General features: G+C 46.4%; 22 protein-coding genes. 20 read left to right on the top strand and 2 right to left on the bottom strand.

Annotated features, from left to right (window positions below):
* The first annotated feature begins 83 nt into the window (after positions 1-83).
* From SporoP32a_RS11635 to SporoP32a_RS11645, 3 genes are read left to right on the top strand one after another with little or no spacing between them, the layout of a single operon-like run.
* Positions 84-2,267 carry a ribonucleoside-diphosphate reductase subunit alpha gene (locus SporoP32a_RS11635; protein ID WP_420542317.1) on the top strand — a complete coding sequence of 728 codons (2,184 nt, stop codon included), beginning with the start codon at positions 84-86 and terminating at the stop codon, positions 2,265-2,267.
* Complete coding sequence (locus SporoP32a_RS11640) at positions 2,255-2,692, top strand: flavodoxin (RefSeq protein ID WP_085428032.1); 438 nt, start codon at positions 2,255-2,257, stop codon at positions 2,690-2,692. The genes SporoP32a_RS11635 and SporoP32a_RS11640 overlap by 13 nt, the downstream gene beginning before the upstream one ends.
* Positions 2,671-3,708, top strand: coding sequence for a ribonucleotide-diphosphate reductase subunit beta (locus SporoP32a_RS11645; RefSeq protein WP_085428033.1), 1,038 nt, complete (start codon positions 2,671-2,673; stop codon positions 3,706-3,708). The genes SporoP32a_RS11640 and SporoP32a_RS11645 overlap by 22 nt, the downstream gene beginning before the upstream one ends.
* 335 nt (positions 3,709-4,043) lie before the next feature.
* Here the strand turns inward: SporoP32a_RS11645 and SporoP32a_RS11650 are convergent, their stop codons facing one another.
* Positions 4,044-5,564, bottom strand: a complete 1,521-nt coding sequence (locus SporoP32a_RS11650; RefSeq protein ID WP_085428034.1) for a succinyl-CoA:acetate CoA-transferase ScpC — start codon at positions 5,562-5,564, stop codon at positions 4,044-4,046.
* A gap of 431 nt (positions 5,565-5,995) precedes the next feature.
* On the opposite strand from SporoP32a_RS11650, the gene SporoP32a_RS11655 reads away from it, so the two are divergent.
* From SporoP32a_RS11655 to SporoP32a_RS11705, 11 genes are all read left to right on the top strand, one after another.
* Positions 5,996-9,670 carry a nitrate reductase subunit alpha gene (locus tag SporoP32a_RS11655; RefSeq protein ID WP_085428035.1) on the top strand — a complete coding sequence of 1,225 codons (3,675 nt, stop codon included), beginning with the start codon at positions 5,996-5,998 and terminating at the stop codon, positions 9,668-9,670.
* Entirely contained in the window at positions 9,660-11,276 is a 1,617-nt protein-coding gene (gene narH / locus SporoP32a_RS11660; protein ID WP_085428036.1) for a nitrate reductase subunit beta, read from the top strand. Before SporoP32a_RS11655 ends, narH begins: the two co-directional genes overlap by 11 nt.
* Positions 11,269-11,838: a nitrate reductase molybdenum cofactor assembly chaperone gene (gene narJ, locus SporoP32a_RS11665; RefSeq protein WP_085428037.1), complete on the top strand. Its 570-nt coding sequence runs from the start codon at positions 11,269-11,271 to the stop codon at positions 11,836-11,838. Before narH ends, narJ begins: the two co-directional genes overlap by 8 nt.
* Positions 11,831-12,526, top strand: a complete 696-nt coding sequence (gene narI, locus SporoP32a_RS11670) for a respiratory nitrate reductase subunit gamma (RefSeq protein WP_085428038.1) — start codon at positions 11,831-11,833, stop codon at positions 12,524-12,526. The genes narJ and narI overlap by 8 nt, the downstream gene beginning before the upstream one ends.
* A gap of 30 nt (positions 12,527-12,556) precedes the next feature.
* Positions 12,557-13,036: a GAF domain-containing protein gene (locus SporoP32a_RS11675; RefSeq protein WP_085428039.1), complete on the top strand. Its 480-nt coding sequence runs from the start codon at positions 12,557-12,559 to the stop codon at positions 13,034-13,036.
* The gene (locus tag SporoP32a_RS11680; RefSeq protein ID WP_085428040.1) at positions 13,017-14,099 is read left to right on the top strand and encodes a sensor histidine kinase; all 1,083 of its coding nucleotides are present in this window, start codon (positions 13,017-13,019) and stop codon (positions 14,097-14,099) included. The genes SporoP32a_RS11675 and SporoP32a_RS11680 overlap by 20 nt, the downstream gene beginning before the upstream one ends.
* Positions 14,080-14,730 carry a response regulator gene (locus SporoP32a_RS11685; protein ID WP_085428041.1) on the top strand — a complete coding sequence of 217 codons (651 nt, stop codon included), beginning with the start codon at positions 14,080-14,082 and terminating at the stop codon, positions 14,728-14,730. The genes SporoP32a_RS11680 and SporoP32a_RS11685 overlap by 20 nt, the downstream gene beginning before the upstream one ends.
* Positions 14,731-14,745: 15 nt before the next feature.
* Complete coding sequence (locus SporoP32a_RS11690) at positions 14,746-15,279, top strand: hemerythrin domain-containing protein (protein ID WP_085428042.1); 534 nt, start codon at positions 14,746-14,748, stop codon at positions 15,277-15,279.
* Between the two features lie 68 nt (positions 15,280-15,347).
* Positions 15,348-16,859 (top strand): MFS transporter, encoded by a 1,512-nt coding sequence (locus SporoP32a_RS11695; RefSeq protein ID WP_085428043.1) that lies wholly within the window; start codon positions 15,348-15,350, stop codon positions 16,857-16,859.
* A 43-nt stretch (positions 16,860-16,902) separates the two neighbouring features.
* Positions 16,903-17,922, top strand: coding sequence for a ThiF family adenylyltransferase (locus tag SporoP32a_RS11700; protein WP_085428044.1), 1,020 nt, complete (start codon positions 16,903-16,905; stop codon positions 17,920-17,922).
* A gap of 11 nt (positions 17,923-17,933) precedes the next feature.
* Positions 17,934-18,455 carry a MogA/MoaB family molybdenum cofactor biosynthesis protein gene (locus tag SporoP32a_RS11705; RefSeq protein ID WP_085428045.1) on the top strand — a complete coding sequence of 174 codons (522 nt, stop codon included), beginning with the start codon at positions 17,934-17,936 and terminating at the stop codon, positions 18,453-18,455.
* Between the two features lie 841 nt (positions 18,456-19,296).
* On the opposite strand, the gene moaC is transcribed toward SporoP32a_RS11705, so the two are convergent.
* Complete coding sequence (gene moaC, locus SporoP32a_RS11715) at positions 19,297-19,788, bottom strand: cyclic pyranopterin monophosphate synthase MoaC (RefSeq protein WP_085428047.1); 492 nt, start codon at positions 19,786-19,788, stop codon at positions 19,297-19,299.
* A gap of 66 nt (positions 19,789-19,854) precedes the next feature.
* Here moaC and glp point away from each other — a divergent pair, with 66 nt between their 5' ends.
* From glp to moaA, 6 genes are read left to right on the top strand one after another with little or no spacing between them, the layout of a single operon-like run.
* The gene (glp, locus tag SporoP32a_RS11720) at positions 19,855-21,111 is read left to right on the top strand and encodes a molybdopterin molybdotransferase MoeA (protein WP_085428048.1); all 1,257 of its coding nucleotides are present in this window, start codon (positions 19,855-19,857) and stop codon (positions 21,109-21,111) included.
* Entirely contained in the window at positions 21,108-21,578 is a 471-nt protein-coding gene (mobB, locus tag SporoP32a_RS11725) for a molybdopterin-guanine dinucleotide biosynthesis protein B (protein ID WP_158232741.1), read from the top strand. Before glp ends, mobB begins: the two co-directional genes overlap by 4 nt.
* The gene (locus SporoP32a_RS11730) at positions 21,575-22,021 is read left to right on the top strand and encodes a molybdenum cofactor biosynthesis protein MoaE (protein WP_085428050.1); all 447 of its coding nucleotides are present in this window, start codon (positions 21,575-21,577) and stop codon (positions 22,019-22,021) included. The genes mobB and SporoP32a_RS11730 overlap by 4 nt, the downstream gene beginning before the upstream one ends.
* Positions 22,018-22,251 (top strand): molybdopterin converting factor subunit 1, encoded by a 234-nt coding sequence (gene moaD, locus SporoP32a_RS11735; RefSeq protein ID WP_085428051.1) that lies wholly within the window; start codon positions 22,018-22,020, stop codon positions 22,249-22,251. The genes SporoP32a_RS11730 and moaD overlap by 4 nt, the downstream gene beginning before the upstream one ends.
* On the top strand, positions 22,248-22,817 hold the full coding sequence (mobA, locus tag SporoP32a_RS11740; RefSeq protein ID WP_085428052.1) for a molybdenum cofactor guanylyltransferase: 570 nt from the start codon (positions 22,248-22,250) through the stop codon (positions 22,815-22,817). The genes moaD and mobA overlap by 4 nt, the downstream gene beginning before the upstream one ends.
* Complete coding sequence (gene moaA, locus SporoP32a_RS11745; protein ID WP_198166157.1) at positions 22,814-23,833, top strand: GTP 3',8-cyclase MoaA; 1,020 nt, start codon at positions 22,814-22,816, stop codon at positions 23,831-23,833. The genes mobA and moaA overlap by 4 nt, the downstream gene beginning before the upstream one ends.
* Positions 23,834-23,838 lie beyond the last annotated feature (5 nt).

Consider the following 23,838-nt stretch of genomic DNA (forward strand, 5'->3'; position numbering starts at 1 on the left):
ATTTAGTACATAACCGAATTAATTAACTAAAGGGAGCGGATATAATGGCTATTATTCAAGAATCTGTGGGACTTAATTTATTGATGGAAAACTTACAACAGGAATTCGGCAAGAAACAAATTGAACCGTTGATCGAAGCGAGTGAGAAATTCCAAGAGCGTCACCCCGCAAGCTCAGCAACTGAGTGGACAAACGCGATGGTGCTAGAGTCTTTAAGCCGTATTGATGAAGCGAATGCGTATTGGACGTTTGTAGCGGCGCGTATTTATTTATTCGACGTCTATGCAAAGCAAAAAGCATTGCGTGGAGCGGATGTTTATACCGATTTTGCGAAAAATGTAGAACGCTTGGTGGAACAAGGTTTATATACACCCGTTTTGACTGAAAAGTACAGCCAGGACGAGCTACAGGAAATCGGTAAGCTACTTGATCCTTCTCGTGACCTATTATTCACATATATCGGTTTGAAAACATTGGTAGACCGCTATGTAACAGTAAACTTTAAGAAGCAGTCCGTAGAGCTTCCGCAAGAGCGCTGGTTAATCATCGCGATGACGTTAATGCAAGACGAAACAGTAGACCGTATTCATAAAGTCGGCGAAGCGTATTGGGCGATGAGCAACTTGTACATGACGGTAGCGACGCCTACATTGTCGAACGCAGGTAAGATGCACGGTCAGCTATCAAGCTGCTTTATCGATACAGTAGATGATTCACTGCAAGGAATCTACAACAGCAACACCGATATCGCAAACTTGTCGAAATTCGGTGGCGGGATCGGCGTCTATATGGGGAAAGTTCGTTCACGCGGTGCATCAATTCGTGGTTTCGAAGGTGCGTCAAGCGGTGTTCTTCCTTGGATCAAACAGCTGAACAACACAGCAGTCAGTGTCGATCAGCTCGGTCAACGTCAAGGTGCCGTAGCCGTTTATCTCGACGTATGGCATCAAGATATCTTCACGTTCCTCGACCTCAAGCTCAATAACGGGGATGACCGTTTACGCGCACATGATATTTTCACAGGCGTCTGCTTGCCGGACTTGTTCATGGAGAAAGTCGAGTCCCGTGAAGACTGGCATTTATTCGATCCACATGAAGTTCGCACGAAAATGGGCTATTCATTGGAAGATTTTTATGATGAAACAAAAGGACAAGGAACATTCCGCGAGAAGTATGAAGAATGTGTCCGCAATGAAGATCTATCGAGAGAGACGGTTTCAGCGATTGAAATCATGAAACGTATCCTACGTAGCCAGCTGGAGACAGGAACACCATTCATGTTTTACCGCGACGAAGTAAACCGTATGAACGCTAATAAGCATGAAGGAATTATTTATTCTAGTAATTTGTGTACAGAAATACTACAAAATATGTCAGCATCTACACATGAATCGGTTACACTCGAAGACGATATGGTCGTCACACGCACGAAGCCAGGCGATTTCGTTGTATGTAATCTATCATCGATCAACCTTGGAAAAGCAGTGACAGCAGACGTTTTAGACCGCTTGATCAAAATTCAAGTACGTATGCTCGACAACGTTATCGATCAAAACCAAATTCCAGTTGTACAAGCACAACGCACAAATGCACGCTACCGTGGAATTGGACTCGGCACATTCGGCTGGCACCATTTACTCGCATTGAAAAACATTCAGTGGGAATCAGATGAAGCCGTGAATTTCGCAGACGAGTTATATGAGAATATTGCTTATTTGACAATTAAAGCTTCAATGGAATTATCAAAAGAAAAAGGCGCGTATCCATTGTTTGATGGTTCGGATTGGCAAACGGGCGAATATTTCGAGCACCGCGAATACGATTCCAATAAATGGCGTGAACTGCGCATGGACGTGGCGATGAACGGTATGCGTAACGGCTACTTGATGGCAGTTGCACCGAACAGCTCGACGTCGGTTATCGCAGGCTCAACAGCTTCCATCGATCCAGTATTCAAGCCGTTCTACCATGAAGAGAAGAAAGACTATAAATTACCGGTTATTGCACCGGATCTAGATCACAATACGTATGACATTTACCGTCGTTCTGCTTACATCGTCGATCAGCGCTGGTCTATCAAGCAAAATGCCGCACGTCAGCAGCACATCGATCAGTCGATTTCATTCAACATCTATGTACCGAACTCCATCCGCGCTTCTGTTATTTTGGATCTGCACTTGCAGGCATGGAAATCCGGCATGAAAACAACGTACTATATGCGTTCAACCGCGGCAGAGATTGAGGAGTGCGAGTGGTGTCATTCTTAATCGCCTATGCATCCTGGAGCGGCAACACACAGGAAGTAGCGGAATTGATTACGGAGCGACTACAAAATGAAGGTGTCGAAGTCGATACCTATCGCATCGGCATCGGCCTCATCCCAAATGTTAAAGAATACGACGCGTTGTGCATCGGTTCATTCACATGGGAAAAAGGGGCAACGCCGGATGAAGTCAAAGATTTCGTAGCGGACGTCGGCTATAAACCCGAGCTCGTCTACGTCTTTGGCACAGGGGATACCCAGTTTGGCGGTGATGATCTATTTTGCAAAGCAGCAGACAAGCTAGCGAAATTTTATCATTCCCCATTTGAACCATTGAAGATCGAACAAAGCCCACGCGGCATGCAAGAACAAATCGTTACGAATTGGACGAAAGGAGTGCTCGAACATTGGCGACACTTACACGAGTAAAAGTACTGAATCCTGCAAACCCGAATAAGGCAACAGCTATTTTCGGAGGGGAAGCAAGCGGCATCCTGAACTGGAACGACATCGCGCACCCTCATTTCTATACACTACGTCAGCGAATCCGGGCTCTTTTCTGGACAGCGAATGAAGTGGACATGACACAAGACGTCAAGCAGTTCTCAAGCCTGACAAAAGAAGAGCAATCCGCATTCCTGAAAATTATCGGCCTACTCGCTACACTTGATGGTCCACAAACCGTCATTGCAATGAAAATCGCAGACTTCACAACGGATCCTTCCGTCAAGTCGATTCTAGCGACAATTGCAGACCAGGAAAGTGAACATAATCACAGCTACGCGTACGTACTTTCATCTGTCACGAACTTGGACAAGCAAATGGAAGCTTTCGAAATGGGACGTACAGATGAAGTATTAATGAAGCGAAATGAACGAATTGTAGACGTCTACAATGAATTTGCAGAGAACCCGACAATCGAAACGGTTCTAAAAGCGATGGTCTACACGACTTTATTAGAAGGTCTATTCTTCTACAGTGGTTTCGCGTTCTTCTATAACTTGGCGCGCCACCAGAAAATGGTCGGCACATCGACGATGATTTCGTACATCAACCGTGATGAACTGCAACATGGTAAAGCGATCAGCGATATCTTCCGAGCAGCATTGGCTGAAAATCCAGAGTACAACACAGACGAATTCACGGAATGGATCTATGACCAATTCCGCCACTCCGTCGAGCAAGAAGTCATCTGGAGCCGCTACGTATTAGGAGGCATCGATGGCCTGGAGCTGGAAGAGATGGAAGGTTACATCAAGTATCGCGCAAACAAAATGTTGCGCATGCTCGGCTTGAGCGAAATTTACCCAGAGTTCACGGACAATCCAATGAAGTGGATCCGCGCGTACGTTGATAACTTCGACGACACAAAGACGGATTTCTTCGAGCAGACAAGCCGTCAATACGTGAAGACTAGTGATTTGAATGGTTTTGATGATTTGTAATAGATGAGGAGGAGAGGGACCCGAGATGGGTTCCTCTTTTTGTGTCGAGGGTTGGGGTGGGCACCGTTGATCAACTTGTGCTGTTTTTTTTGAATGGAAGTCATTTCTGGAATGCTCAATGAACATGGCTGAGTGCTCTATCAGGCAACTTAAGCGCTCTATGCCAGTGCGTGACCGCTCTATCAGCCGTGTTATCCGCTCTAAGCCGCCCCGCGACCGCTCTATCGGGCATGCTATCCGCTCTAAGCGACCCTAGCCGACCCAGCCACCCCAGCCACCCCACATAAAAAAACCGAGCGGGTCTAACCCCGCTCGGTCTCTTCAAATCTATAAAATTACTTCTGAGCTTCTGCAGTCTTGTGCATAGTCTTGTTTTTTGCAAGATTTACGTGCCAAGATAGAGCTTCTTCCAAGATGTGTGGAGTTTGTCCGCCAACTTGTTCACATGCTCTGTTGTAATAATCACGTAGCTCTTCCTTGAAATCAGGGTGAGCACAGTTCTCGATCAACAACTCCGCTTTTTGTCTTGGAGCCAAGCCGCGAAGATCCGCGTAACCTTGTTCCGTAACAATTACGTCTACATCATGCTCCGTGTGGTCTACGTGAGAAGAGAAAGGTACGATGGATGACACGTCTCCGCCTTTTGCGTAAGACTTCGTAACGAAAATCGCGATGCGCGCGTTACGAGCGAAGTCACCAGATCCACCGATACCATTCATCATGCGCGTACCGCTAACGTGTGTGGAGTTAACGTTTCCGTAGATGTCTAGCTCAAGCGCTGTGTTGAATGAAATAATACCCAAACGACGGATTACTTCCGGGTGGTTGGAGATTTCCTGTGGACGGAATACCAACTTGTCACGGTATTTACCGATGTCGTCTTGGAAGCTGTCCAAACGTTTTTTAGATAGAGTCAATGAAGTAGCAGAAGCGAATTTCACTACGCCGTCATCGATCAAGTCGAAGATTGCGTCTTGAAGTACTTCGGAATATACTTCGATATCTTTAAACTCAGAAGTTCTCATACCGTCAAGTACTGCGTTTGCAACTGAACCAACACCTGATTGAAGAGGCATTAGCGTTTCATCCATGCGGCCTAATTTGATCTCGTCACGGAAGAAGTTCAACAAGTTGTTGGCAATCTCTTGTGTCTCTTCGTCTGGAGGAACGATAGGGGATGGAATATCACCTTTCTCCGTAAGAACGATTCCGACAACCTTTGCAGGATCTACTTTGATTCCTGGTGTACCGATTTTATCTGTTGCACTGTATACAGGGATTTCTTTACGTTGGTTTTGAGCATCAGGAATATAAATGTCATGCAAGCCTTCAAACTCCATAGGTGCATTCACGTTTAATTCGATGATGACATGCTTCGCTTCTTGAACGAAAATCGGAGAGTTACCAACAGAACCAGTCGGGATGATATATCCTTCTTCTGTGATAGCAGCTGCTTCGATGATCGCGTAGTCTACAGGTCCAATTACGCCTTGGCGAATCCATTCAGATGTATGAGAAAGGTGCTGATCGATGTAGAAAGAATCACCTGAGTTGATTTTACCACGCATTGCTGGGTTGCCTTGATATGGAACACGCAAATTGATAATGTCTGCGTTTGCCATCAATTCATCAACGTTTGGGCCCATGGAAGCGCCAGTGAAAACGTTTACTTTGAAGTCTTCAGTCTTGCCTCTTTCTGCCAATGCCAATGGAACCGCTTTTGCGTCTCCGGACAAAGTAAATCCACTCAGACCTAGAGACATTCCGTCCTCGATCCAAGATGCTGCTTCTTCTGCTGTAACAATTTTGTCTTTCAGTGCTTCGCAACGAAGTACCTTGTTTAATTCGTTTGCCACGGTATCATCCACCTTACCTTTCAATTTGTATATAATTCTATCATTTATATAAATAAAATCAACACAATATTATGAGAACTATACTGATTTATCCACTTATTCAATAAAACCACTTTAATTGATGAAAAATTACAAAAACCATACAGCGCGTGGAATAGACGGTAGCTGAGAGTTTTCCCTTACGTGGAAATCCAAAAAGAACATTGTTATGGAGAGAATAGGGAATTCCCCGATAGAAACCTACTAAAAAACACGTATACTTATATAATATAAAGGAGTTTTATGAGAATTAGGTAAAAGCTCACATATTACACAAAAAGAATAGGGAATACCCTTAGTTTAAATTCAGATTAATTAGTTTATTTTAGGGTAAGAAGATTAGTAGGTTTACTACATGTACTCTACATTCTGAGAAGGAGTGGAAATGTTCGATGAAAAAGAGATTCGGATTGAATTATTTTAAACCCGTCGAGAGTTATTCCGGAAGTTGGTCAGTGCTAGAAGAGAAAAATCGTGATTGGGAAAACATGTACCGTCAACGCTGGTCGCATGACAAAGTAGTGCGCACGACACACGGCGTAAACTGTACAGGCTCATGTAGCTGGAAAGTTTTCGTCAAAAACGGCATTATCACATGGGAAAATCAGCAAATCGATTATCCTTCTTGTGGTCCAGATATGCCTGAATTTGAACCTCGTGGTTGTCCACGTGGCGCATCGTTTTCTTGGTATGAATACAGTCCACTGCGCGTGAAGTATCCTTATATAAGAGGGAAACTGTGGCGTATGTGGAACGAAGCACTTGAAGAAACGAAAGACCCGGTGAAAGCATGGACGTCAATCGTCGAAGATCCGGCGAAGTCCAATGAATACAAGAAAGCGCGCGGCAAAGGCGGTCACGTTCGAATTCATTGGCGTGATGCGACGATGCTGATCGCAGCTCAACTCATCTATACGGTACAAAAATACGGTCCCGATCGCGTAGCTGGATTCACACCGATTCCTGCTATGTCGATGGTTAGTTATGCATCGGGCGCACGCTTCATTTCATTGCTCGGTGGCGAAATGCTCAGTTTCTATGACTGGTACGCAGATCTTCCACCGTCCTCTCCACAAATATGGGGGGAGCAGACGGACGTTCCAGAATCAAGTGACTGGTTTAACGCGGGCTACATCATTATGTGGGGCTCGAACGTTCCGCTTACCCGTACACCGGATGCGCACTTCATGACAGAAGTTCGCTATAAAGGAACGAAAGTCGTTTCCGTCGCGCCGGATTATGCGGAAAGCGTAACGCACGCAGACGACTGGATCGCAGCGAACCCGGGAACAGATGCAGCGGTTGCTCAAGCGATGACACATGTCATTTTGGATGAATTCTATCAAAAACGTAAAGAACCGACATTTATAAACTATGCCAAACAGTACACGGACATGCCGTTTTTAATTCTATTAGATCCGCATGAAGATTCATATAAAGCAGGCCGTTTCTTACGTGCAAGTGATCTTGGACAGCAGTCGCCACATGCTGAGTGGAAACCCGTGTTATTTGATGAAGCGAAAGATGAAATTATAGTTCCGAACGGCACGATGGGGCAGCGCTGGGAAGAAGATGTCAAGTGGAATCTGCAACTGGAAAATGCGGATGGCACCCGTGTTGAACCTGCATTATCCATTGAAAAGCATGCAGAGAAATGGCAAGAAATTCATTTCCCTTACTTTGATAACCGAGGAAACGGCACATTCAAGCGCCCAATCCCTGCGATGAAAGTTCAATTCGCAGACGGCACAGAGCGTTTAGTTGCGACAACATACGATGTCATGCTGAGTCAGTACGGTGTCAATCGAATCGACAGTGAGCTAGAAGCGACAGGGTATGACGACGTGACGTCTATCTATACGCCGGCTTGGCAAGAAGCGATCACGAACGTTAAACCTGAACTCGTTACGCAAATCGCAATGGAATTCGCACAAAACGCCATCGACACAGGCGGTCGTTCCATGATCATCATGGGAGCGGGAATCAATCACTGGTTCAACAGTGATACGATCTACCGCGCGATTCTTAATCTTGTAACATTGACGGCTTCACAAGGAGTCAACGGCGGAGGCTGGGCGCATTACGTAGGACAAGAGAAATGTCGTCCGATTGAAGGCTGGAGCACGATTGCCTTTGCGAAAGACTGGCAAGGTCCGCCGCGTCTGCAAAATGCGACTTCATTCTTCTACTTTGCGACCGATCAATGGAAGTACGAAGAAGCGGGTACGGATACACTCATGTCACCGCTCGGTGGAGAAGCGCGTTACCAGCATCCGGCAGACTATAACGTACTTGCAGCGCGTCTCGGCTGGTTGCCATCGTATCCACAGTTCAATAAAAATAGTTTAATGCTTGTGGAAGAAGCGGCGAAGCTTGGGAAGACCGATACAAAAGAAATCGTTTCGCATGTTGTCGATCAGTTGAAATCAGGCGAACTACAATTTGCGGCAGAAGATCCAGGTGCACCAGAAAACTTCCCACGTTCATTATTTGTCTGGCGTTCGAACTTGATCTCCAGTTCGGCAAAAGGGCAGGAATACTTCATGCGACACTTACTCGGTGCTTCAGACGGCTTGCTTGCAACGCCGAACGAAGATATGAAACCGAAAGAAATGGTTTGGCGCGATGACGTGGAAGGAAAGCTTGATTTACTCGTAGCACTCGATTTCCGTATGACGGCGACACCGCTTTATGCAGACATCGTGTTACCAGCTGCTACATGGTACGAGAAAGTGGATCTGTCTTCAACAGACATGCACCCATTCGTCCACCCGTTCAATCCAGCAGTCAATCCATTATGGGAATCAAAATCGGATTGGGATATTTACCGCGAGATCGCGAAAACATTCTCAACACTTGCGGAAACGCATTTGCCGGGCGTCTACAAAGACTTGGTCACATCACCGTTAGCACATGACTCTGTTCAGGAAATTGCGCAGCCGATGGGCGAAGTGCATGACTGGAGTAAAGGTGAAATTGAAGCGATCCCTGGTAAAACGATGCCAGGCATGACGATTGTCGAACGCGACTTCACAAAAATCTATGATAAATACATTACACTCGGACCGCTATTATCCACAGGGAAAACCGGCGCACACGGCGTCAGCTTCTCGGTAGCTGATGAGTACGAAATGATGAAAGGAATCAACGGTGTATATGACGACGATACCGTAAAAGACGGTTTGCCGAAATTGTACACAGCGAAACACGCAGCAGAAGCGATGTTGACACTGTCTTCCGCAACGAACGGCCGTGTATCGCAAAAAGCGTTTGAAGCGGCAGAGCACGATACGGGCATGGAGCTAAAAGACATCTCGGCAGACCGCGCAGCGGAGCGATTCACATTCGCAAGTATTACCGCGCAACCGCGTGAAGTCATTCCGACACCAGTCTTTAGTGGTTCCAATAAACTCGGTCGACGCTACTCGCCATTTACAACGAATATCGAACGACTTGTACCATTCCGTACATTGACGGGCAGACAGCATTTCTACGTCGATCACGAATTATTCCTTGGATTTGGTGAAGCATTGCCAGTCTATAAACCAACACTTCCGCCATTCGTCTTTGCGGATCGGGATGCAGAAATTAAAGGCGGACAAGATGCACTCGTCCTTCGTTACTTAACACCGCACGGTAAGTGGAATATCCACTCGACGTACCAAGACAATCAGCACATGCTGACATTGTTCCGCGGAGGTCCGACTGTCTGGTTATCAAATCTCGACGCAGAAGAGCATGGAATCGACGACAATGCTTGGCTTGAAGTGTACAACCGAAACGGCGTCGTCAATGCACGTGCCGTCGTCAGTCACAGAATGCCTAAAGGTACGATGTTCATGTACCATGCACAGGATAAGCATATTCAGATGCCTGGCTCGGAAATTACCGAGCAACGCGGAGGAAGCCATAATGCACCGACGCGAATTCACATGAAGCCGACTCAAATGGTAGGCGGCTACGCACAGCTCAGTTATGGATTCAACTACTACGGACCGATCGGTAATCAACGTGATGTCTACGTCGCAGTCCGTAAGATGAAGGAGGTCAACTGGCTTGAAAATTAAAGCACAGGTTGCAATGGTGATGAACTTAGACAAGTGTATTGGGTGTCATACGTGTAGTGTGACGTGTAAAACGACATGGACGAACCGCGAAGGTGCCGAGTATATGTGGTTCAATAACGTTGAAACAAAACCGGGGATCGGCTACCCGAAACGTTGGGAAGACCAGGAACTCTATAAGGGTGGCTGGCAGTTGCGAAAAGGAAAGCTTGAACTGAAATCGGGTTCAAAGCTTTCGAAAATCGCATTAGGGAAGATCTTCTACAACCCGGATATGCCTGAAATGAAAGATTACTATGAGCCTTGGACATACGACTATGAAAAGTTAACATCTGCACCGGATCAAGAACATACGCCGGTTGCACGTGCAAAGTCTGTCATCACGGGTGAATACATGGATCCGGAGTGGGGCCCGAACTGGGAAGATCAGTTAGCAGGCGCTCATATCACGGGACCAACTGACCCGAATATCGAGAAAATTGAAGAAGAAATCAAATTTAACTTTGAACAAGCGTTCATGATGTACTTGCCACGACTATGCGAACACTGTTTGAATCCAAGTTGTGTAGCATCTTGTCCTTCAGGTGCCATGTACAAGCGTGACGAGGACGGAATCGTTCTTGTCGATCAGGATGCGTGTCGTGGCTGGCGTTACTGTATGACCGGTTGTCCGTACAAGAAAGTCTACTTCAACTGGAAAACGAATAAAGCAGAGAAATGTACATTCTGTTTCCCACGAGTGGAATCTGGTTTACCAACAGTCTGTTCGGAAACATGTACAGGCCGAATCCGTTATTTAGGTGTTTTGCTTTACGACGCAGACCGCGTACAGGAAGCGGCATCTACACCGGATCCAAAAGATTTATACCAAGCGCAGTGTGATTTGTTCTTAGATCCACATGATCCTGAAATCATCGAGCAAGCAATCAACGATGGCATTTCTGAGGATTGGATTGACGCAGCACAGAACTCACCTGTTTATAAGTTAGCGATCGAGTACAAGTTAGCATTCCCATTGCACCCAGAATACCGGACGTTGCCGATGGTATGGTATGTTCCACCGCTTAGCCCGATCATGAACTACTTTGAAGGGAAAGACTCTATCAAAAATCCCGACATGATTTTCCCCGCTATCGAAGAAATGCGAATTCCGCTTCAGTATTTGGCGAATATGCTAACGGCTGGAGATGTAGATATTGTCAAAGGAGGTTTGCAACGTATGGCGATGATGCGTTCATACATGCGTGCAGTTTCTTCCGGCAAAGACTTCGACGAATCCAAACTAGAACGCGTTGGATTGACTGCCAAACAGACGAAGCAAATGTATCGTTTGCTGGCCATTGCAAAATATGAAGATCGTTTTGTAATTCCGACTTCACATAAAGAGAGTCAGATGAACGTGTACCGTTCCCAAGGTTCTGCAGGATATGACGGCATGGGTACGTATGGCGAACAAGCACCTGCCCAAAACCCATATTCCTCATTCTCCGTAATGGGCTCGGACGGAGGTTGTGACGGTTGCGGTCCTGTAACACCAGGAGCAGCTCCAGTGAAAACAGGCAAGCAAATCTATGAAGAGAATTTCTATGGGGGGATCTGGCGTGATTAATCTTGATCTCTTATATGAAAAGAAGCATATCTTCGGCTTTTTCTCCCATCAACTGAACTACCCGGAAAAGCTGACATTCCATCCAGATATGTGGAATGAGTATGTCACAGAAGATGCTGCAGGTTACGAGGACCTGCAGCTCTACTGGGAGACAATGCAAACGTACAGTTTGGATGAAATACAAGAGATGTACACGTACACATTCGATTTCCAAAAAGACGCTACGTTGTTTATGACTTATGTGAAATTTGCAGACTCGAAAGAGCGCGGTCAGACACTGGCGCAGTTAAAAGTGTTATACGAAATGTTCGGGCTCGAAATGCCGGATGAAGAACTATCTGACTTGCTTCCGTTAATGTGTGAATTTATTTATGCAGCTGAATGGAAGGGAGATCCGCGAGCGCAACAGAGCTTCACGATGTTGCTTGCGGTCATCGAGGACGGTTCGTATTTCTTGATGAAAGCACTTGAGAAGTATGAAAGTCCGTGGCTTCATTTGATCCGTGCACTGCGTGAAACATGTAAATCATGTATTCAACGGGAGGTTTCCGCTAATGACTAGTCAATTTTTGTGGGTCATTTTTCCTTACATCTGTATCGCAGTATTTATTGTAGGACATATTTTCCGCTATAAGAACGATCAATTCGGCTGGACCGCGAAGTCGAGTGAGTTCATCGAGAAGAAGCAATTGATGATCGGTAGTTTGCTGTTTCATATCGGAATCTTCCCCGTCATTTTAGGGCATGTGGCGGGACTTGGGATTCCTAAAGAATGGACACGCGCAATGGGAATCAGTGACCATATGTACCATATTGGTGCTGTATGGGGTGGCGGATTCTTTGGAGTCGTGACGTTCGTTGGAATGATTATTTTAACATCCCGTCGTTTCACGATAAAAAACGTACGCAAGCTATCTTCTAGATCGGACTTAATCGTCAACTCGTTGTTGCTGTTCATCGTATTCCTCGGTGTCTACAGCTCCTTGATCACGAACACGATGACGCCGGGATTTGATTACCGTGATACGATTTCAGTCTGGTTCAGGTCCTTACTGATTTTCCAACCGGAAGCCGCGTTCATGGCGTCTGTTCCCATTATGTTTAAGCTTCACGTTTTGACAGGATTCCTCATTTTCGCGATGTGGCCATTCACGCGCCTTGTGCACGTTTGGAGTGTGCCGTTGAATTATGTGGGCAGAAGTTATATTCTATATAGAAAACATCAGCCGACCAAACAGTCACCTCGTTAAGCGAATGATGAATAATAGGAGATCATATCTATGACGGGACAACCAAATAGTAATTTCCAACTAGCGATCGACGAATTGAAAGAAACGCTTCATGCCGATTTCATTGCTCTAGCGTTAGTGGATTTACAGAAGAACCACCACGAATTAAAGTGGCGATATGTCACGGGGAATATAAGTTTACGCTATCGTAGAATTGTTCTTCATTCAGGTAAAGGTATAGCAGGGAGCGTTTTCAAAACAGGTAAGCCTCTGAGAATCGAAAATGTGGAGACGTCCGTAAAGTATCAGGATTTATATAACTATCCCATAATCGTATTTGAAAAGCTGAAGAGTTTTGGCGCGATTCCTTTGTTTCAAGAGGATCATGTGCAAGGTGTGCTACTGATCAGCTACCGTGAAGTGAATCGGTTGACGGCTGAAAAGTTTGAGGAATTTAGGCGCGTAGTAGGACCTCAATTCGGACCGTTTCACATGAAGGAGCGATTGAAAGATGACTATATTGAACAATGACGAGTTAACCACTATGCTTCACAAACTATACGACTGCACGACGGAAGCTATGTTCTTTTTCGGCGCACGCGGTGAGATATTGTCAATGAACGAAGCGGCGAAAAGCATTATGGAGCCAGCGATCTATAGCAAAATGCAACGGGGCGAAGCAGATGCGATGTGTCTTACATGTCGAGGGTTTACAAGTGAAGACGAGCAAATGACATGTGTCTCGTGCTTTATGGAGAAACCACAGCAGACATTATCTTCATTCCAACTATACTTAGAGACGAAAGATGTAGGGTTACAACCGTATAGTGCGACGTATCAAATACTTGATAGGGAGCAAGAGATTTCTGTGCTAATGCTGCGTAATTTGACACGTCAAACGCAAACCTCAGAAGTTCTCCATCAAAAATTACGCATGCAACAAGTGATTTTAGCGCAGGAAAATGAACGCAAACGAATTTCACGCGAGTTACACGACAGTGTGGCGCAAGAAATGCTCAGTACGCTTGTCGACTTACGTGTACTGAAATACATGGGCATGAACGACAAAGCCCTCGATAAGTTGCGGCATACAGAAGGCTCATTAATGCGTTTACTCGATGAGATTCGTCATCTATCCGTTGAACTGCGACCAGCTGTACTCGATGACTTCGGATTGGAAGCAGCTTTTCGGACGCATATGAAGAATTTAGAGAAGAATTACGGATTATATATTCATTTGGAATCGAATTTGAAGAAAAGTCGCTATGACGGTGCGATTGAAACTGTTGCTTACCGTATTGGCCAAGAAGCGATTCTTAACGCCATGAAGTATGCGCAAGTAGAAGATGTCTTCTTGTATTTGGATGAAGTTGATAATCAGCTGCAAATAAAAGTCTGCGATGAAGGCGTGGGCTTCGATGTCAATGACTTTACACCGCAAGGCACGGGCCTCGGCTTATATGGCATGAGAGAACGGGTAGAACTAGTCGGCGGCAGTTTGACTATCATTTCCAGTCAACAAGACGGCACGACAGTTCAGGCAACTATTCCATTGAAGAAGGAGAGAGCAACGAGTGAAAATCATAATAGCTGATGATCATGCAGTCGTCCGCACAGGTTTCATGCACATATTGAATTTCCAGGAGGATATGGAAGTCGTAGCAACAGCTGCAGATGGATTGGAAGCGTATGAACTGGTTGCTAAACATAGACCGGATATTATTTTACTGGATCTAAGCATGCCTCCTGGACAAAGTGGATTAATTGCGACAGGCAAAATTCATGAAGACTTCCCTGAAACGAAAATTGTTATTTTGACGATGTATGATGATGAGGAATATATGTTTCATGTATTGAAAAATGGTGCATCGGGCTATATTTTAAAAAATGCTCCTGATGAAGAATTACTACATGCCATTCGTGAAGTGTATGATGGCGGCACGTACGTCCATCCATCGATGGCTACTTCGCTCGTGCGAGAGTTTGTGACAAAAGGGCCGAAAGAGGCAGATGAAGATGATCCGTTTAAGATTTTATCTAAACGCGAAATCGAGATCTTGCCACTTGTCGCAAAAGGGTACGGCAATAAGGAAATTGCAGAAATGCTTTATATTTCCGTCAAGACTGTAGAAGCGCATAAAGCGAAAATGATGGACAAGTTGCAATTGAAGAGTCGTCCTGAACTCGTCGAATATGCGTTACGCAAGAAGTTTTTAAGTTTCTAACGATTGAGGTGAAGGATGATGGTCAATACAGGACTTACGCATACGCTACCTGCACTCCGCGTGCTTGAAAATGAACATCGCTTCCTAACGACTTTGATGGAGGAGTGGCATGCGATTGTACTGGACTTCGAGAATGATAGATTCACGCGTGACGAAGGTCTAGAAGTGCTTAAACGATTGCGTGTGTTAGTCGTTGAATTCATTGATCCGCTGAAGAATCATACGGAAAAGGAAGAGGAATTCCTATTTCCGATGCTTGCGAAATATGTAGGCAGTGATCAAGGTCCGGTTCAAGCGGTGCAAGAAGAACATGACGAAATCGATGCGTTTATCGGACATTTTCTTCATCATACAAGAGGCGATCTATCGAAATTTACACTCGCTATGATGCAAGATGTCGTAAAAGATGCAGGCGAAGCGTTTGAAGTCATCATGATTCATTTTGTAAAAGAAGAAAACGTCATTTTCCCGATGGTATTATCGGTGTTACTTGCAAAAGAGCAAGATGAATTATTCGATCAATTATATACATCGATTCTACCGGAATAATAAAAGTGAAATCTTATAAAAGAGTAAGTGGGTAGTTTTGCAACTAACTTTAGATTGGATGGATTCCTATGACACAAAAGATTCAGTTGCCCTTGCAAACGGCAAATCTAGTTGTCGGCTTCATGGTGTGGGTTCTCATATCTTCCTTGCTACCATTTATCAGCGAAGATATTAATATTCCACCAGAGCGTGTGGCCATCATCACAGCAATCCCTGTAGTACTCGGTTCCATATTGCGGATTCCGCTCGGCTACTACGCCAACGTCTATGGCGCGCGTATGATGTTTTTCATCAGTTTCATCGTCTTACTATTTCCTGTCTACTACATAAGTGAAACATCAACAGTGACAGGGCTTTTGATCGGCGGAACGTTACTTGGGATAGGCGGAGCGATTTTCTCCGTTGGTGTTACGTCGCTACCGAAGTACTATCCTAAGGAAAAGCACGGACTCGTCAATGGTATTTACGGGATGGGAAACATCGGGACAGCGATCACGACGTTTTCAGCACCGGTCCTCGCGATGAAGTTCGGCTGGTCCATGACCGTCAAAATGTATTTGATTTTATTACTTGTGTTCATCGCGTTGAATTTCTTCTTCGGTGACCGTAAGGAAGTACGAGTGAAAGCACCGATTGTCGAACAGATTAAAGGTGTCTATAAGAACGAGAAATTATGGTTCTTCTCGTTGTTCTATTTCATCACATTCGGTTCATTCGTTGCATTTACGGTGTTCTTGCCAAGTTTCCTCGTTAATTACTTCGAGTTAGATAAGGTAGACGCGGGACTTCGAACAGCCGGTTTCATCGTCGTTGCGACGTTGTTACGCCCTGTCGGTGGTTGGTTAGGTGATAAATTCCAACCGTTATTCTTATTGATGGGGTGTTTCGCTGGTTTGACGATCTCATCCATCGTACTAGCATTTTCACCAGGTATTGGACTGTACACAGTCGGTAGTATTATGATTGCGGCGGCTGCAGGTCTCGGGAATGGTGTCATCTTTAAACTAGTACCGATGTATTTCAGTAAGCAAGCAGGTACTGTGAACGGGATTGTATCAATGATGGGTGGTCTTGGTGGATTTTTCCCTCCATTACTACTCGCAACGATTTTCTCGATGACAGGTTCGTATTCAATTGGCTTCATGGCATTTTCACAAGTGTCGTTAGCCAGTCTCGTATTAGCTTTCTGGCTTTACTACATGGATCGCACAAGCTTGTCTAAAGAAGTATTTGATTCAACAGGACAAGGCATTCTCGTGACCAATTCCAAGGGGCTCATTGTTTCGGTCAATCCGGCATTTACGAAACTAACAGGGTATAGTGAAGAGGAAGTGCTAGGTCAAAGTCCGAATATCTTAAGCTCGGGCAGACACGATCGGGAATACTACGACGACATGTGGCGCACAATTGATCAACAGGGTGAATGGCAAGGCGAGATTTGGAATAAGAAAAAGAACGGTGAAGAGTACTTAGAGTTCCTATCTATCAGTTCTGTAAAAGATGGAACAGGCGACGTCGTTCGCTACGTTGGTTCGTTCAGCGATATTAGTCCAGAAGCAAGCGTAGGCAATCGGTCATAACCGGTTGCCTTGCTTCTTGTTTTAATGAAAGGAAGTAGATCCAGTGGAGAATCGATATTCGAGACAAACGTTATTTCAACCAATTGGCTTGTCGGGACAGAGACAATTAGCTGACGCACATGCAGTCATCATAGGCTGCGGCGCACTTGGCTCTTCCATTTCGGAGACGCTTGTACGTGCAGGAATTGGAAAAGTCACACTTGCAGATCGTGATTATGTCGAAGCGTCGAATTTGCAGAGACAGCAATTATTTGTTGAAGCCGATGCGAAAAACAGTGTGCCAAAAGTGGTCGCGGCAAAGCGACGTTTGCATGCTATTCGTGAAGATGTGGATATTACGACTGTGCTCGATCATATCGATGGACCGTTGCTCGAAGAAATTGCAGTAGGCGCAGATATTTTACTCGATGCAACCGATAATTTCGAGACGCGTTTGTTGATCAATGACGTCGCATGGAAACTGAATATCCCTTGGGTCTACGGCGCAGTCGTCAGCAGTTCAGGCAGCGTCTTTCCTTTTATTCCAAGCAAGACACCGTGTTTCCGTTGTTTACTGCCGGTCATGCCAGCGGTCAATGAAACGTGTGATACAGTAGGGGTAATTGCGCCCGCTGTACAGATTTCGGCTGCACATCAAAGTGCGGAAGCGATGAAATGGCTGACGGGGAATGAGTCGGCTATGCGCACGAAACTTCTGCATTTTGATGTGTGGAATAATACATCAGTTGAAGCGGGAATTAGTCGGATGAAGAACCCGCAATGCGAGACATGCGGCGATCATCCAACGTATCCGGCACTGCATCAAGCGGCCGGTACACAGTATGCTGTGCTATGCGGACGCGATACGGTACAAATCATACCGGACGCGGGACGTCAGCTGACGGTGGCAGACGGTGTGAAAGTCGCGAAGCAGTTAGGGTCCACATTCCGAGAGACACCATTCTTCGTGGAGTTTCAGGCGGAAGGATACCGCTGTATTTTATTCGGCAATGGCAGACTGTTGATTCACGGTTTGAAAGATATGCGAGAAGGACGAAAAATCTATCATTCATTATTCGGCTAGGGGAATGGGAAATGGAAGAGGCTCATTTGCCGCAAAAAGCGCGTAATCAATCGATTGCAGTCGCAGTATTGACGATCAGTGATACGCGGACAAAAGCGGATGACAAGAGCGGTAAAGTGATTTGCGACAAGTTAGTGGAAGCTGGCCATACTGTAAAAGCGTATGAAATTTGCCCGGATGAAGCGGAGCGTATCGTAGAGCGGTTATCCGTTTGGTCGTCCGATTCATCAATTCAAGCCATGATCTTCACGGGCGGAACGGGCATTGGCGCACGGGATATTACGATAGAGATCGTGTCGCCTTATTTCACGAAGCCATTGGACGGGTTCGGCGAGTTGTTCCGATTTTTGAGTTATACCGAAGACGTAGGATCGAAAGCGTTACTCAGTCGTGCGACGGCTGGCGGAATCGGCTTGCAGGCGGTTTTTTTATTGCCGGGCTCTTCAAAGGCAGTGACGCTTGCAATGGATAAGTTGATTATTCCGGAGTTGCCGCATATCGTGCATGAACTGGGGAAGCATTTGGAGGCTTGATAGATCGTTTGGCGTGTTGGATAGAGCGGATACGTGGCTTGATAGAGCACTCAGCGTGCGGGATAGAGCGGAAACGCGGCTTGATAGAGCACTCATCGCACGGCATAGAGCGGAAACGCGGCTTGATAGAGCACTCAGCGTGCGGGATAGAGCGGAAACGCGGTCTGATAGAGCACTCACCGCACGGCATAGAGCGAATACGCGGCTTGATAGAGCACTCACCGCGCGGGATAGAGCGGATACGTGGCTTGATAGAGCACTCATCGCGCGACATAGAGCGGATACGCAGCCTGATAGAGCACTCACCGCGCGACATAGAGCGGCCACGCGGCTTGATAGAGCACTCAGCGTGCGGGATAGAGCGGCCACGCAGCCTGATAGAGCACTCACCGCGCGGGATAGAGCGGATACGTGGCTTGATAGAGCACTCATCGCGCGACATAGAGCGGATACGCGGCTTGATAGAGCACTCACTGCGCGGGATAGAGCGGCCACGCGGCTTGATAGAGCACTCATCGTGCGGGATAGAGCGGCCACGCGACTTGATAGAGCACTCATCGCGCGACATAGAGCGGAAACGCGGCTTGATAGAGCACTCACCGCGCGGCATAGAGCGGATACGTGGCTTGATAGAGCACTCAGCGTGCGGGATAGAGCGGATACGTGGCTTGATAGAGCACTCATCGCGCGTCATAGAGCGGCCACGCGGCTTGATAGAGCACTCACCGCGCGTCATAGAGCGGCCACGCAACCAAATAGAGCACTCAAGCAACATCATTGAGCCCAAACACTCTCCAACACGCCCAATCCAATCCAATTCAATCAAAAAAACGCACGGAACTTACTCCGTGCGTTGGTAATCGCCATTTTTCCCACCAGATTTATGGTGCAGCATCGTCGGTCCGATGACCATATCCTTGCCAATGGCTTTACACATATCATAAATGGTCAATGCAGCGGCGGAAGCGGCAGTCAAAGCTTCCATTTCGACGCCAGTGACGCCTTTTGTTTTGACTTCGGCTTGAATAAGCACATTATAGTGGGAAGATTCTTTATCGATATCCCAATCGAATCGCACATCCACACCCGTTAAGGGAAGGGGATGGCACATGGGGATGATGTTGGACGTGTTTTTTGCGGCCATGATGGCGGCGACTTGCGCAACTGCGAAGACGTCTCCTTTTTTATTCGTACCATGGGTGATTTGCTCGTAAATCGATGCGTTAACCATAATTGATGATGTAGCGATTGCCGTACGTAATGTAGTTTCTTTGTCGGACACGTCGACCATTTTGGCGCGACCTTGTTCGTTGAAGTGAGTAAGTTCGGACATGTTGATCATCCTTTCATTTCGTTTCATTGTACTGTTTAGTATACCAAAAGAAAGTAGGAGATGTACGTGGTAGAAATTCGAAAACCTATTCAAGTGGCGGAAGCTGTAGAACGAGTGATGAATAATGTACATAAGTTGGGGACAGAGACCTTGCCGTTAGAAGATACATATGGACGTGTGTTGGCCGAGCCCATCATAGCAAAACACGACGTACCACCTTTTGATCGCTCGCCGTATGATGGTTTTGCGATTCGTGCGGAAGATTCTGCAGGAGCTTCAGGTACTGACCGCAAAGCTTTTGACGTTATTGGAGAAATTGGTGCGGGACATGTGGCGGATCGTCCACTTGAGCGGGGTGAGTCGTTTCGTATCATGACAGGTGCGCTCATTCCGGAACAAGCGGACGCAGTCGTGATGCTCGAGCAAACGGTAGAGAATGAGACGGGTTTTACGTTGCGTAAGCCGTTTGAAGCGGGCGAGAACATTTCACGTCAAGGTGAAGATATGAAACAAGGTGAGACGCTGATCGAAGCAGGAACGATCATTCATCCAGGAACGATTGCGTTGCTTGCGACGTTTGGCTATGCCGAAGTATGCGTCGCGAAACGTCCAATTGCCGGAGTGCTTTCGACGGGTACGGAATTGCTGCGTGTTACGGATGAACTGGAACTTGGCAAGATCCGCAATTCGAACGGACCGATGATCAATGCGCAGTTGACGCGGATGGGGATTGATTATAAATCATATGGCATGATGGAAGATGATTTGGCTGCATGTACCGAAATCGTCAAGAAAGCACTGGAAGAAACGGACCTCCTCATTACGACGGGGGGCGTGTCAGTTGGTGATTATGACTACTTGCCAAAAATATATGAGAGTCTCGGGGCGGAAGTGTTGTTCAATAAGGTGGCAATGCGACCGGGAAGCGTGACGACAGTAGCAGTGCTTGACGATAAACTATTGTTTGGTCTGTCTGGCAATCCTTCCGCATGTTTCACAGGGTTTGAATTGTTTGCACGTCCTGCTATTTACTCGATGATGGGTTGCACGGCTCCTTATATGCCACGCATTCAAGCAAAACTCGGAGATGATTTCAAGAAAGCCAATCCATTCACTCGTTTCGTTCGTGCAAGCTGGTCGATGACGAATGAAGGAATCATTGCCACGCCCGCTGGTTTCAATAAATCTAGCGCCGTGTCTTCGATCGCACGTGGTAACTGCATCATCGTTTTACCAAGTGGGACTCGCGGCTTTGAAAAAGGCATGTCAGTGGATGTATTGCTACTAGGAACGGAGCAAGGCGCGGAGTGTTGGGAGCTGTGAAGACGCTACATGTTGTTGGCTACAAGAACAGCGGAAAGACGACGCTTGTTTCCCATTGGATTACCGTGCTCAATCAGGCTGGTTTCGAAGTTGCCGTACTAAAACATCATGGTCATGGAGGCGCACCGGAACTACCTCCAGCACATACGGACACGGTGCAGTTTCTTGATTCTGGAGCTGTCTCAACCCTTGTCGCTGGTGGCAATATGATACAATTGATACAGAACAAAGAACATTCATTTGAACAGCTAAAGGCATTGGTCGCGTTAGGTGAACCAGATGTTTTATTAATAGAAGGCTATAAAAAAGAGGCCGGTGAGAAAGTGGTGCTCATCCGTAATGAAGAGGAACGGGAAGAGTTGAAATCGTTGCCTGGAATCATTCGGACGGTGAAAACAGCCGAGTTGTTCGAAGATATCACACGACTCGACGACTGGTTGCAACAATGGGTGGAGGCGAGAGAATGAAACGTTATGAAATCATAGACACGCCGATTGACGTGCAGAAATACAGCGATCTAGTGTTGCATCCTGCAGCGGGCGCCGTGACAGTGTTTACAGGACATGTGCGTGAATGGACGCATGGCGTTCGCACATTATACCTCGCGTACGAAGCCTATGTACCGATGGCGGAAAAGAAGCTGGCAGAAATCGGTTCGGAGATGGAAGCGAAGTGGCCGGGAGTTCAAGTCGCTATGGCGCATCGAATCGGTGAGCTGAAGATTTCCGATATTGCTGTAGTTATAGCTGTTTCGTCTCCGCATCGTAAGGAAGCCTATGAAGCGAATGAATACGCGATTGAACGCATCAAGGAAGTCGTGCCGATCTGGAAGAAGGAAATCTGGGAAGACGGTGAAGAATGGATCGGTGCACAGAAGAAATATCCGGAGAAAGGAAGCGAATCACAATGATTACAGTTCATTACTTTGCAAGATTACGTGAGTTGACAGGTAAAGGGGAAGAGTCTTTGGATCGTGCACCTTTGACGGTGGAAGAATTGCTTAACTGGGCAGAAGAAACGTATCCGGGATTTGGTAAAGAGACTATCCATGTCGCGGTGAATGAAGAATACGCATTGAAAGAAGATGTCATTCAATCAGGAGATGTCTGCGCGTTCATTCCACCAGTGAGTGGCGGATGAAAACGGTAGGAATTCTACTGGCAGGCGGCAAGTCTAGACGTTTCGGTTCACCGAAAGCATTCGCGACGCATGAAGGCCACGAGTTCTATCATTATTCGCTGGATGCGTTACGTCCGTTTTGCGATGAAATCGTAGTGGTAGCGCGACCAGAATTTGTGAGGTGTTTTCCGGATACGGTTCACGTGACGACGGATCTCGAAACATTTGCAGGGATGGGACCGCTAGCGGGTATTTTATCCGCCATGGATAAGATCGCTGCAGACCGATACGTCGTGCTGCCATGTGACATGCCGTTTATCGTGGCCGGTGTGATGGGAAAGTTGCTCGAATTACACGTAGGGGATATTTCTGCAGTCACAGTCGATGGGAAACGGCATCCGCTCGTTTCAATTTGGAACGCGAATGTTAAACCGTCGATCAGACAAGCGTTACTAGACGGTAACCGTCGCGTGATGCATGTCCAGTCGCAACATGAAGGTCAGTGGATTGAAGGAGCCTTATTGACGAATACTCCAGAAATTGCTTTTAAAAATGTCAACACGCCATGTGAACTGGAAAGGGGATGAAGAAGATGAATGCCATTGTAGATCAACTCGGACGACCGATCCGTGATTTGCGTATTTCCGTGACGGACCGTTGTAACTTCCGTTGTACGTATTGCATGCCAAAGGAAATCTTCGGGGATGATTTTTTATTCCTTGCGAAGAATGAATTATTGTCATTTGAAGAATTGGAACGTTTGGCTCGGATTTTTGCGAAGCTAGGTGTGAAGAAGCTTCGATTGACGGGCGGTGAACCGCTAATGCGCCGGAATTTACCCGAGTTGATACAGAAGCTTCACGACATCGAAGGGATCGAAGACATCGGACTTACAACGAACGCAGTACTGCTCGGTCAATATGCGCAACCGCTTTATGATGCGGGATTGCGCCGGCTAAACATCAGTTTGGATGCACTTGACCCAGAACTGTTCGGGCAGATTAATGGCCGTGGCATTTCACCTGACCTCGTTCTTAAAAACATTCAAAAGGCGCAAGACATCGGCTTCACGATCAAAGTAAATATGGTTGTACAAAAAGGCGTTAATGAAAGTGAAATCCTCCCGATGGCTAAATATTTTAAAGAACGCAATATTACGTTGCGCTACATCGAGTTCATGGACGTCGGAAATGACAATGGCTGGAGCTTTGAAAAAGTGGTCACGAAGAAAGAAATTTACGATATGCTGGCTGCTGAATTCGATATGGAGCCTGCAGAAGAAGATTATTATGGCGAAGTGGCTAAACGCTACCGTTATACAGGAACGGATGCGCAAGTAGGATTTATCACTTCAGTTTCAGAGTCGTTTTGCTCCACTTGTACACGTTCTCGTCTATCGTCTGAAGGAAAGTTGTATACGTGTCTGTTCGCATCAGACGGCTTTGACCTACGGGAATTAATTCGCTCGGGTAAAACAGATGAGGAATTGTTTGAAGAGATCGCGAACGTCTGGAGAGGTCGTAAAGATCGCTACTCTGACGAACGTACGGAACAAACCGTGAAGAACCGCAAGAAGATCAATATGAACTATATCGGTGGCTAAAGGAG

Source organism: Sporosarcina ureae (genome assembly GCF_002109325.1).
In the GTDB taxonomy this organism is placed as follows: Bacteria; Bacillota; Bacilli; order Bacillales_A; family Planococcaceae; genus Sporosarcina; species Sporosarcina ureae_C.